The following is a 12,030-nucleotide window of genomic DNA, read 5'->3' as shown; positions in this document are numbered from 1 at the left end:
GACGCCTCTGTCATTCCGTGACATAACCCAAAAGGCCTCATCGAACTTACTCGATGGGGCCTTTTGGGTTATCATTCTTCTTTAAAGCCTTTTTCCCAAATACTGGATTTGAACACAAAGGAAAAAATTGCGAAGAAGGAAATGACGCTGGTTGCTGTCACAAAAGAATCTTTATTCAATGAGCCGGCTAATAAAAAGGTTGGGAACAACGCGACAAAAAGTTTTTCCACGAAAAGCGTTCGCTTATGAATCAATAAATTATCCCATTTTAAGATTCTGCCTATTAACCAAATAAAGAATGACGCACATAAGAATAACAAAAAGAATAACGCTGCTAAAAATAAGCCAAAGAAAAATAAATCGGTGAAATTGATTTGGAACATCTCGAGTAAGACTGCTTCATCTGATACCCGATATAGGAATAACTGATTGACACGTTTTAAAATAAATAAAAACAAATAGACGAGTCCAAGAGAAAGGAGCATATGCTGAAATGATCGAAAAATACGATTGATTTTTGGCAAAGCAAACAACTCCTTTTTCTTCTATTATAGCATCGAAAAAAATTCGAGTATGAAATAGTCGATCAATCAGTCAAACTGGCAAATACGTCAAAAAGAGATCCAGTCTATTTCTTTTTCGAATGAAAAAAAAGTACCATAAACAATTCGTTGAAAATTTTTACAACAAATTTACATAAAAACGATGAGACCTTAACAATTCTCTCGTAAGATGAAGGTAACAAAAGGAGGAGAAGTGTTCAATGAAAAAGAAAGCTGTTTATCAATTAAATCAGTCTCAAAAAATGATGGTGTTTGTCTTATCGATGTCTTTATATGGCCTTGCAACATTATTTACCGAGTTAATCCCTTCGATTAATTTAGGGGTGATCGAATTTTCCGTCGAGTATTTTGCATTTATTCCCTTAACATTAGCCATTTTATTTGATCCGCTCTCAGCGGCACTCGGGGCGGCTACTGGTGAAGTGATTTTTAGTGAAATCATGTTGGGTCAGTTTGGTGGACTTGGTGAGGTCGAGAAATTCATTTTATTCTCCTTAGGAATTTACGTGGCAGGGATGCTCGTGCGTGATCCGTTAAATCGCCGTCAAGTCGCGATTGCTTCTATCACCGGAATTGCGATTCACCAACTACTCGCAGCCGTCGTTGATATCTTAAAAGTGTCCTTTGCCATTGAAGAATTTGAAGCAGTAGCAGGTCTACCACAGTCGGTCATTTTTGTTGAAATGCTATCAGCCGTTAACGATATTTTATTTTCAGGAATTTTGTTTTGTCTGTTGCCGACCGTCTATCTCGTTCCTCGTTTGTATGGGAAAATCGAACCCTTACTCGGAATCAAAAAAAGAACGCCTGAACTACGTCCTACACTATCGGACGTCTTGGGATTGAAAGGGATTGTCATTGGATTTGGGCTATTGTTCTTCGCGATTGGGGCCGAATTTTTATCGAATACAGGTTTTAGTTTAATTGAATTTGAAGCGAGTTGGGCAGAAAGTCCCGTAGCAATTCTCGTCGGGATCATTGTGGGCATCTTATTCGTGGTTATTTTGATTAAAGGAATCATGAGTCGTCAAGGAACTCCTGGAGGCATGCCGAATGATTGAGTTGAAGAATGTTTCTTTTAGTTACGCTGACAGTGCTGTCGCAACGTTAGAAAATCTTTCCGTGACGATCCCCACTGGGAGTTTTGTAGCCATTGTAGGGGATAACGGTGCAGGGAAGTCAACGTTTTGCAAGTTATTAAATGGCATTATTCCAACGTTTATTGACGGGGAACTATCGGGAGAGATTCGCGTTCAAGGGGTGAAGGTACGAGAAAAGAAACCGGCAGTTCTAGCCAAGACTGTCGGGTATGTGTATCAAGATTTCGAAAATCAATTATTGCGACCAAAAGTCTTAGACGATGCGTCTTTCAGCCTCTTAAACATGGGAGAAGAAGCGTATGAAGAATTGACGATGACGATTTTAGAAGCGCTGGATCTAGACCACTTAGCCGATGAGTATGTGTGGCAACTTTCAGGCGGACAAAAACACTTGCTCGCGCTTGCGGGTGTGCTAGTGCTGTCACCTGAGGTACTTGTCTTAGATGAACCGATCGCTCAATTAGATCCTTATCATGCGAAAAAAATCTATGAACAATTAGCAGTGTTACATCGTCAAGGAAAAACGATTATCGTCATTGAGCACAATACGGCTTTTATTGGTGAATATTGTGACCACGTCTTATTCATGAAAGAGCGAAATATTCGTTGGTTTCTACCTGTCAAAGAGGCCTTACAGCGGGTCGAGGAGCTGACTGCCGGTGGGATTTTCCCACCACAAGTCACGTTATTAGGCCACGAATTAGTGAAAAGAGGCCTTCAACCAGCAGGGACATTACCGATTACGATCCATGAAGCACTCCCCTATTTGCAACCACTCGAAGCGAGAATCTCACGCCGAGAAAAAGAGGTAGCACAAGCGGAAGTCCCCCCTCTAAGACAGCCCGTTTTAAATTTTCAAGAAGTGAATTTAGAATATAAAAAAATCAATGACCGTCCCCATCCTGTGATAACCCAACTGAACTTAACAATTCATCGCGGGGATCGTGTCGCGATTATCGGCAATAATGGCGCAGGAAAATCGAGTTTACTCAAAATGACTGTTGGATTATTAAAACCAAAAAGAGGCGAAATTCGTTTAAAAGAACAATTGATTCATCGCTTAAAGGCAGAAGAAATATCCAATGTGATTGGGTATGTCTACCAAAATCCAGAAGGCATGTTTATTGAAGATAGTATCGAAAAAGATATTGCTTTTTCAATGAGAGCTCGCGGAATAAAAGACTATCAGACAAGGACTGAAATGCTTTTAACCCAATTTGATTTACTGGCATTACGACATCGCGATGGGCGCTTATTAAGCGGCGGGCAAATGCGCAGGGCGTCTTTAGCAATCGGTGTGGCCTTGTCACCCCAAATTTTGTTGTTAGATGAACCGACGGCGAGTTTGGATATGGCGACGCGCAAACGCATTACCTCAACATTGCAAGCACTCTCTGAATCGATTGAGACAGTCATGATTGCCACACATGATATGCAATTGGTCGCAGAATGGGCAACCCGTATTATTGTGATGAACGAAGGGGTGATCTTAGCAGATGGTCCGCGAGAAGTGATTTTTCAGGATACGCATCTTTTAGAACGGGCAGGTATCGTGGTGCCAGAGATTGTTCAACTGAGTCAACAGCTAAGCGGTGTAATCAGCTACAGTGTAGAAGAGTTTGTCCATCAAGTCGAACAAGGAGGGCGTATTTAATGGAAGAAAGTGGTTTATTAGAAAAATTTTCAGTCGAAACCATCAAGAATCAAATACTGAAAAATGCTTATGGCAATCATGACACGCTGATTGCCCGTTTAGATCCGCGCACGTTATTTATTTGGTACTTCTTTTTTGGGATCATTCCTTGGTTCATCTCGGACGTATGGGTATTAATGGGGTTATTTTTCTTTGTTGCAGTCATGACAAAACTTGCCAATACGGTTCCTTTAATCTTATTTGTTTTTTGTATCGGTATTTTTTCGCAAACGGGCTTTTTACTGCTGTTTACCTTGCTCTTTGGGGGTGATTTATCCAGTATTATCCCATTATTAACCCTCACCTTAAAAATCGCGGTCGTTTCTTTAGCAGCGATTTGCGCCTTTGCCGGGATGGATCCCGATAAGTTAGCCAACGGACTGATGGCCATTGGCTTACCAGAAAATTTTGTGTTTAGTGTCTCTTTTGCGTATCGCATTTTACCAATTTTAATGGATGAGTACCAAACGATTTTATTATCCTACAAATTACGCGGAATTCGCCCGAGTTCTCAAGGAATAAAAGGCAAGTACTTGAACGTGGTCTACCAAGTAAAACTCATGATGAAGGCTTTTTATCCTTTAATGCTCAATATGGCTAAACGCAGTCGGACTACCGTCGAAGCGCTCGAAATAAAAGGGTATCAAGCATCATTAAAAAATAAAAAAGTTCGCCAAATGAAATTACGAAAACTTACTTTTGGCCGACGCGACGTGTGGTTTTTATTTGGATCAATCAGCTATTTCATGAGTGTGATTGGCATCCATTTATTTTTATTCTAATATGAAGGGAGAAATGTCAGATGTTCATCGATACACATACACACGGTAAGCTTGCTAAAAACTTGCCTTTTTCCGAACAATTTACGATTCGGCTATTTCAAGAAGCGAAAAAAAGAGGAGTTGAAGCACTCTGTTTAACGGAGCATTTTAATACACGTGATTTTGATAAGATTTATGCCTACATTCATGATCACTATCCGCGCGAAGGGGATACCTTTTTAGTGGAAGGGGTTCGTGTCTTCCCAGGCATTGAGGTCGATATGGCAGAGGGCGGGCACAATTTAGTCATTGGATCGTACGAAACGATTATCGCACTCCGAGAAGAAATTTTACGTCAAGAGTCCTCAACGGAATTTTTACCGGCAGCACGCTTGTTTCCACTAATCAAACAATACGACGTGATTTTTGGAGCGGCGCATGTCTTTCGTAAAGGGTGTCATAATTTAGAACTGCCTGAAGAATTGATTGCCTATTATGATTTCTTTGATTTAAATGGGAAGGATATGGGAGTGTTAGGTCCGAATAATTATCAAAAAGTGATGGAAGTCGCGGCCTATTATGACAAACCTGTGTTAGCAGGAAGTGACACCCATCAATATTTACAATACGGCTCGGTTACGAATCATTTTGTGCGTCATTTTCAAACGATTGCGGCATTCCGCGAAGAAATGCTTCAAGGGGACTATGAAGTCATTGTTAATCCGGCAGTAGCCGAAAAAGTCGAAGGTGCAAATTTAGTTAAGAAAGTGCTAAAACAACTCCAACGTCAAGGTGGCAGTTATGATTTTCCGTTAGCCATCGAATAAAAAAAGAAATTCCGGACAGCTTGTTAGCTAGCGCGGAATTTCTTTTTTATATTGTTCTTTTAATGTATGTAATTGCTGCAGTTTTTCTTGATACGCTTCTGGCGCCAAGTGGCTGACTTCGACAATGAAAGCATCGATTAGCGCAATGGCTGTCGTGAGTGAATGATACGTATCCGGCAGGCCGCGTGACACATAAAAATGATGAAGCGTCGGCTCATGGCTCTCGTAGTATAACTGATCGCTAAATAAGAGTGTCGTAATGTGATGTTCTTTCGCGTACGCTAAGATAACGCGCGTCTCTTTTGGTATTTTGCCAAACCCAAATAAAATAAGCACGTCTTGATTCGTAATGTGCGCGAGTGTTTCGAAGATTTCAGAACCATTACTGTAGAGATGTTGAATCGCAATCCCAAAGCGATTGAGACGAAAATAGAGTAAGTCGCCCAATGCTTTGGTGGCTCCTTTACTAAAAACAAAGACTTGTTTCTTTTGCGTAATTGCCCGGGCCGCTTGCTGGAACGATTCTCCTTGTAAGTGAGCAGCTGTTTCGTTTAAATGTTGAATTTCTCTTTGGATCAAGGCATTTGCACTCTCAAAAGGAGAGGCTTCTTGCCGTCGTTTTTCTAACTTCTCAGAAGGCGATATGCGTTGTTGCGTGAGCCAGGCTTGTTTTAATTCTTTATAATTCGCAAACCCTGTTTTTTTAGCGAAACGAGTCAATGTCGCATTGCTAATGCCAATGGTCTCTGTGACCTCGCTAATCGATAAAAAGGGTGCAAGTTGCGGATGATTAGTAAAAAAAGCGATAATTTTATGGTCGCTAGCCGTTAATAGCGGATTACTGGTATCGAATAATTCAGCCATGGATGAGCTCCTTTTTTTAAAACAGTCTTAAGACGATTATAACAAGGAATGAAGAAACGGAGCAAGTTCGAGCGGTTTTTTTAAGAAATTATCAGACGTCTGTATCCAATAAATAAAAATAGCTGCTAATCATTGTCGCAACGATCGTCCGTAGTATTGATCAAAGGCGGTGATCCTCACTTATTTACGCAGAGACCGCACGAGAATATTTTCATAGAAACCGTTCTTTTAGACTCGCGATTCTAGTATAATGGAAAAAAGAGAATCGAGGGATGTTTATGCAATCGCTGAGTCCACAACTGCTGAATAAAACGAAGGTCTACAAGAAAAGTTTGTTTTTTTCCATTATTAGCTTCTTACTGATTTATTTTCAACGCCGCTTTTTATTTTGGCTCTTTCAAACCCAAGTATCGTTTTCTGTCTTAAATATTTCCTACTTACTAACAAGTGAAACACCGTTAACGGATGTGCAGTCAATGGTTACACGAGGTGGTATTCTCGTCGGTATTGTACTGGTACTAGAAGACTTGCTATTATTTGGTTTTTCCCTTTATTTCTTCACGGCTTTTTGGTTATGGTTTAGAAGAAAAATCTTCTTTAAACGCGATTTATTACTTGTTTTGGGTTATCTCGTGCTAATTGGCGGAACGATTTATGCGAGCGCGGTGGTGATTACAGAAACGATTGATTTAGGCCTAACGATAGGTGAAATCCTCAATCAACTCTCGCCTCAACAATTAACCCATTTAACCAACGAATGGCGTGAGTTATTGTTCCAACTCGATTTATCCTTGGAACAATTACCGGCGGCTTTAGCTTATGTATCGGAACAATCGAATATCATTATTTCCAGTGTCCAAGAAATTGCGGGCATTCCCTCGCTGCTTCACGATTGGTTTGTTTTTTTAATTAACATGAAAAGTACGTATTTACTCCTTTTAATTGTGAGTTTTATGATTTTAAGTTTAGGACATCTATTTTGGATTGGCAGTACGAATTTTTCATTGAAAGGTTTGCGCTGGTTCCCACGTAAAAAAGACATCGCGGAACCGATTCATCCAGTCGAGCAGCCACTAGACCCAGTCGTAAACGCCCAAGTAGAAAAAGAAATGGCGAATACGCCACAGCCTAAAAAAAAGAAAAAGAAAAATAAGAAGAAATAATACGTTTCTTGACGGACGATGGATCACATTGGAAAACGAAGCTGTATAGGGAGGAAAGAGAAATGAATATCGGTGTCATTGGATACGGCAATATTGCCAAACGATTTGCTCAAAGCATCAAGCATACGAAGAACGGGAAAGTGAGTGCCATTGGATCAAAATCGCTCGCGCAAGATGCTGCTTTTCAAGCGCGTCATCCGGAGATTCAGGTTTATGAAACATATGACGCCTTACTTGCCGATCCAACGATTGAAGGCATTTATATTGCGCTACCGCATGCCTTTCATAAAGAATGGGCACTCAAGGCACTCGCTCTAAATATCCCCGTGCTTTGTGAGAAGCCCGCGGTATTAACGGTCGCTGATATGGAAGAAATCATCGACGCTGCAACCGCACATGAAACGCTATTTGTAGAAGCCTTTAAAACAAAATACAATACTGGCTTTCAACAGTTAAAACAAGCAATGAATGCACTAGGTCAAATTAACCGTATCGAAGCAAGCTTTTGTTCAGACGTGATGCCGGCACGTAACGATCATTCCTACTTATTCCAAAAAGGACAAGGCGGAGCGCTCAATGACGTCGGCTCTTACCCTATCGGTTTTGTCTTGGCGCTTATTGATGCTCCACTTGTCAAGCTTGATAGTCAGCGCACGCTCGTAGACGACATCGATACGTATTTTTCGGCGACGCTTACGTTTGATAATGGCATCGAAGCGTTTGTTGAAGGAGGCATTGACCGTGAGAAAGACCGCGTCGCCCGTATTATTGGTGAACACGGCGAAATCACGATTCCTTTCTTCTATCGCTTAGAAAAATATACGGTTCATTTGAATGGAAAAGAAGCGCAACAATATGAATATCCCCTGGTGGGCGATGATATGACGCTTGAAATCCAACAGTTTATTGATTTGGTCCAAGCCCATCAAACGCAATGTCCGGTTCATAATCTGACAGATACAAAGCAGATGATTGCCGTGATGGAAGCCATTCGAATAGGATAAGAACCAAGAAAGAGCGGTGACTGCAGTCATCGCTCTTTTATTTATATGGATATTTGATTACGAACTGGGGGAACCTTACGATATGCGAGTAATGGAACGAGTCCATGATTCAAATGTATTACCAATTTCGCAAAGCAAAATATTTGTTATCACGCTTTATTCATTTAAGCTTCATTGGCACTACGATAGGCTTGTTCAATCAACCAAGTTAATTCGACTGCGGCATCGATATCATATTCTTTGACTGATGGGAGTGTTGGATCATCGACTAATGCCGAAAATACTTCAATTGGGTAAGGTTGTTGTGCGAGCGTTTTACCGTCGATCACCGTTTTTTCGTGATAAGCCTCCACGAGATCAGACTGAATCCAAATGCTTTCGCCATTTGGAGAATCAGGATTCCCAAAGACCTGTATCGAACCATGTTGGCCAATGACTTCCAAAAAATTCTCTCCAACAGTCGTCATAAACGAAGTATAGGCTGTTCCGATGGCGTTATTTTCGAATGCTACGACCGTTGTTGAATTATTTTCCATTCCTTTTTCGCCAAACTGAGTCATGACCGCGTTCACCTTGGTTGGTTTGCCACACAAGTAGGGTAACATCGCGAGTCCATGGCAACCCAGATCGAGCGTAACGCCGCCGCCCATTTGTGTTTCATCGTACCAATCAGCTGGCAGCCAATCATGTAAAACACCGCCGTGCGCACGACGAAAGTAAACCGAAACAACATCGCCAATTGTTCCCGCTACGATTTGGTCTTTGACGAAACGATAACTCCCTGAAATGAACGACTCTAAAGAGAGGACAAAGCGGCATGAACTCGCCTCTAAGGCTGCTTTTATTTCTAAGGCTTCCGTCATCGTTGGTGCGAGCGGTTTGTCGACAAAGAGATGTTTGCCGTGCGCAATTGCTGCTAAGATTAGCTCTGTATGCATCGTTGTCGGTGCTTCGATGACAACGGCTTCGACAGCTGGATCGGCTAACACTTTTTCGAGATTCTCTTCATAACGTGCGTTGTATTTCTTGGCGGCTTGTTGTCCGCGCGTTTTGTTGAAATCCCAAACATACAGACAATCATCATTTGGAATTTTACTTAAGAATCCTTCTGTGTGGACGTGCCAGTCCGTTAATAAGGCATATTTCATTCATAACAACCTTTCTTTTTGGGGAATTGAAACCACTTACAGTATACGATTTCCTAAAGAAAAACACCATTGCGAAAAAAATCGTCACAAGTGTGTTCCTCCAAATGGCGTGTTATTCGTTCTTTGTTTCCTGATAAACAAATACAAGCTTTTGGTCCGTCGAAAATGATTCTGAAAAACGATAATCGGGATGATCAAAGGCTTGAATTTCTTCAATTGAAACGACTTGATGTTCAGCCATAAAACGAATCATCTCTCCCCGAGCCATTTTGGCTAAGGTTGCTTTGACTTTGGGTTTGCCGTTGACGAGACTTACAAAGGAAATATCTAACAATCGATCGTCTTTTTGTAAGTAAGGCGTGAGGACTTTGGTATATTCGTTTGAGGCGAGATTAATGATGGGACCATTTGCAAAATCGAGTGCTTCATAAAGACGACTTCCCCAAAAAGTATAAAGGTTTTGGGCCGCTCCAATGCGAAGAGGGGCTTGCATTTCTAAACGATAAGGCACAATACCATCAAAAGGACGTAAGAGCCCATAAAAACCAGAAAGAATCCGTAAATGTTCTTGAATATAGTCAAATGCCGGTGCCGTGAATAAATGTGGCGCCATGTATTGATACTGCAAGCCTTGATAACTAAGAATCGCGGGTGTCGTTTGCTTGGTCAAATCCATTTGTAGGAGACGTTCATAATTTTTTTGTCCGAGTGCTTCGCTACATTTCCAAAGCGCGGTCGCTTCCTCTAGCGAAAGCTTTTTTAATTCTTCAAGAAGACGAGCTGTTTCTGCCAAAAATACAGGCTGACTTTCCTGGAAGTCGTGATCACGAGTCGTGGTCATCGTTTTGGTCGGTGAAATAATGATTTGCATAAGTGAATCCTTTCGTAAATAAACTTCTTATTAGTTTACCATGAAAAAAAGAAGCCTTCAAAGGAGAGAGGGTGATTGTTGTGAGATTAAAATCATGAAACTTTTATGAAAATCAGAACGAAAAAATAATTTAGGCATAAAAATCGCCTTTTTACTATTTTTAAAAGCTAAAACGAAGGATAATCTTCGGGAATTCCTATTTTATAAAGCCAATCAAGAACTTTTAATCATATTATCATTATTTTCGTTCGTGTTTTATATTGATTCTTTTCAGAAATCCTGTTATGATATCCAAGGAAGAAAAACCATATAATTCTGGTAATACGGTCCAGAAGTTTCTACAAGTTACCCAATAAGTAACTTACTATGGCAAGAGTCCTTTGTGTCCTTCTTGTCATTTGAGTGGATTTTTTTCACAAAAGGAGGAAAAACAAAGATGAAAGAAAAAATTGATCATTATTTTGGAATTACAAAATCTGGTTCTACGTATAAACGCGAATTCACCGGTGGCGTGACGGCTTACCTTGCGATGTCTTACGTTATTTTCGTCAACCCGATTATTTTAGGGCAGGCTGGGATGCCACAAGATGCCGTCTTTATGGCAACGATTTTATCTTCAGCCATTGCGATGTTGATTATGGGGTTATGGGCAAGATTTCCATTAGGGTTAGCACCATGTATGTCCATGAATGCCTTCTTTGCGTATTCAGTTGTTCTCCAAATGGGAAAAACATGGCAAGAAGCATTGGCAGCGGTATTAGTCGCTTCGGTATTATTTTTAATTCTAGCTTTTTCTGGTGCTCGCTCAAAAATTATTCAAGCGATTCCGATGACAGTCAAACAAGCTGGGACAGTAGGTCTCGGTATTTTTATTGCCTTTGTGAGTTTTAAAAATTCAGGAATTATCGTTCCAGATGACGGTTTATTTATTGCTTTTGGTGGGTTTAACAATCCGAATGTCATCATCGCCTTCTTCGGCTTACTAACCGCAGCGTTCTTCTTAGTTCGTAAAAATCAGTACGCAGTTTTCCTAGGAATGATTGGTGCGGCATTGTGTGGCTTGTTTATTCGTTTCGGTGTTTCGTTGAACTGGTTTACATTAAGCGAAAGCGTTGTAGCAACGTTGCCTCAGTTACCAAAAGGATCGCCAATCGTACTACCCATTGAACCAATGCAATCCATGTTAGACAATACGTTCTTAGTTGCTTTGACAAACTTACCGAAAATGTTGTCATTTGATTCAGTAGTCATTATTTTAACGTTTTTATTTTTAGATTTCTTTGGAACAGCAACAACACTAGCAGCTGCAGCGACTCAAGTTTCTGAAATGAAGAGTGAAAGTTTCGAAGATAACACACGGATTTATAGTGCGGATGCGCTTGGAACATTCTTCGGATCACTTTTTGGAACTTCTAGCTTATCAACTTATATTGAATCAGTTTCAGGAATTATTGCCGGTGCTAGAACTGGTTTAATGAGTGTTATCGTCGCAGTGTTGTTCTTATTATCGGCTTTCTTTTACCCAATGTTATCACTTGTAACGTCTGCGGTAACGACACCTGCGATGGTCGTAATCGGAATTTTCATGATGCAAAACATTACAAAAATCGATTGGGATGGCGGCTACGAAGCGATTATCCCAGCCTTCTTAACAATCGTGATGATGCCGTTAACGGGATCCATTGCGTTAGGACTTGTTTTAGGTTTCTTATCTTATGAAATTTGTATGATTTTTGCAAAACGGACGAAAGAAATCCCGACCGTTATGCACTTCATCGCACTGATTTCAGTAGCATACTTATTTACGATATAACCCAACAGTCTGTTCGCTCGAAGTGAGTGAGATTTCCAAAAGAGTAGACGAGGATCATCCGTTGATGAATCAGGTTCTCATATAACAAAAGAGGAGTTGTGACGATTGTCGCAGCTCCTTTTGATTACACAAAATGAATGATTGATTTGTAGTATGAATCGTTTAAAGTGCCAACTAAAAAAGTGGATGGGTCTAAAACTAGCCAATTGGCTGTTTTGCTTTA

General features: G+C 40.6%; 11 protein-coding genes and 1 riboswitch. Of the genes, 7 read left to right on the top strand and 4 right to left on the bottom strand.

Translation table 11 applies throughout. From position 1 onward, the window contains the following. Nucleotides 1-71 precede the first annotated feature (71 nt). Nucleotides 72-524 carry a hypothetical protein gene (locus IGI68_RS03890; RefSeq protein WP_438730690.1) on the bottom strand — a complete coding sequence of 151 codons (453 nt, stop codon included), beginning with the start codon at nt 522-524 and terminating at the stop codon, nt 72-74. Between the two features lie 239 nt (nt 525-763). Here IGI68_RS03890 and IGI68_RS03885 point away from each other — a divergent pair, with 239 nt between their 5' ends. From IGI68_RS03885 to IGI68_RS03870, 4 genes are read left to right on the top strand one after another with little or no spacing between them, the layout of a single operon-like run. Further along, on the top strand, nt 764-1,624 hold the full coding sequence (locus tag IGI68_RS03885) for a hypothetical protein (protein ID WP_438730687.1): 861 nt from the start codon (nt 764-766) through the stop codon (nt 1,622-1,624). Next, the gene (locus IGI68_RS03880; protein ID WP_071874082.1) at nt 1,617-3,317 is read left to right on the top strand and encodes an ABC transporter ATP-binding protein; all 1,701 of its coding nucleotides are present in this window, start codon (nt 1,617-1,619) and stop codon (nt 3,315-3,317) included. The genes IGI68_RS03885 and IGI68_RS03880 overlap by 8 nt, the downstream gene beginning before the upstream one ends. After that, complete coding sequence (locus IGI68_RS03875) at nt 3,317-4,138, top strand: energy-coupling factor transporter transmembrane component T (protein ID WP_273231592.1); 822 nt, start codon at nt 3,317-3,319, stop codon at nt 4,136-4,138. The genes IGI68_RS03880 and IGI68_RS03875 overlap by 1 nt, the downstream gene beginning before the upstream one ends. Nucleotides 4,139-4,158: 20 nt before the next feature. After that, a complete protein-coding gene (locus IGI68_RS03870; protein WP_273231595.1) occupies nt 4,159-4,944 on the top strand; it encodes a PHP domain-containing protein in 786 nt (261 codons plus the stop codon). Between the two features lie 27 nt (nt 4,945-4,971). Here the strand turns inward: IGI68_RS03870 and IGI68_RS03865 are convergent, their stop codons facing one another. Next, nucleotides 4,972-5,808 carry a MurR/RpiR family transcriptional regulator gene (locus tag IGI68_RS03865; RefSeq protein ID WP_438730681.1) on the bottom strand — a complete coding sequence of 279 codons (837 nt, stop codon included), beginning with the start codon at nt 5,806-5,808 and terminating at the stop codon, nt 4,972-4,974. Between the two features lie 278 nt (nt 5,809-6,086). On the opposite strand from IGI68_RS03865, the gene IGI68_RS03860 reads away from it, so the two are divergent. Both IGI68_RS03860 and IGI68_RS03855 read left to right on the top strand, forming a co-directional pair. After that, nucleotides 6,087-6,971, top strand: coding sequence for a hypothetical protein (locus tag IGI68_RS03860; protein WP_438730678.1), 885 nt, complete (start codon nt 6,087-6,089; stop codon nt 6,969-6,971). A 62-nt stretch (nt 6,972-7,033) separates the two neighbouring features. Beyond that, nucleotides 7,034-7,975: a Gfo/Idh/MocA family protein gene (locus IGI68_RS03855; protein WP_438730675.1), complete on the top strand. Its 942-nt coding sequence runs from the start codon at nt 7,034-7,036 to the stop codon at nt 7,973-7,975. 164 nt (nt 7,976-8,139) lie between these two features. Here IGI68_RS03855 and IGI68_RS03850 read toward each other — a convergent pair whose 3' ends face one another. Continuing rightward, nucleotides 8,140-9,123 (bottom strand): Gfo/Idh/MocA family protein, encoded by a 984-nt coding sequence (locus tag IGI68_RS03850; protein WP_438730672.1) that lies wholly within the window; start codon nt 9,121-9,123, stop codon nt 8,140-8,142. A 112-nt stretch (nt 9,124-9,235) separates the two neighbouring features. Next, the gene (yaaA, locus tag IGI68_RS03845; protein ID WP_438730669.1) at nt 9,236-9,994 is read right to left on the bottom strand and encodes a peroxide stress protein YaaA; all 759 of its coding nucleotides are present in this window, start codon (nt 9,992-9,994) and stop codon (nt 9,236-9,238) included. Between the two features lie 285 nt (nt 9,995-10,279). After that, a riboswitch (purine riboswitch) is annotated at nt 10,280-10,381 on the top strand. A 49-nt stretch (nt 10,382-10,430) separates the two neighbouring features. On the opposite strand from yaaA, the gene IGI68_RS03840 reads away from it, so the two are divergent. Continuing rightward, the gene (locus tag IGI68_RS03840) at nt 10,431-11,807 is read left to right on the top strand and encodes an NCS2 family permease (protein ID WP_438730666.1); all 1,377 of its coding nucleotides are present in this window, start codon (nt 10,431-10,433) and stop codon (nt 11,805-11,807) included. Nucleotides 11,808-12,030: the final 223 nt, after the last annotated feature.

This window comes from Enterococcus sp. DIV1314a, from assembly GCF_051713805.1.
In the GTDB taxonomy this organism is placed as follows: Bacteria; Bacillota; Bacilli; order Lactobacillales; family Enterococcaceae; genus Enterococcus_I; species Enterococcus_I aquimarinus.
Note: the sequence above shows the minus strand (reverse complement) of the source record. Positions and strands in the feature narration are given on the sequence as shown.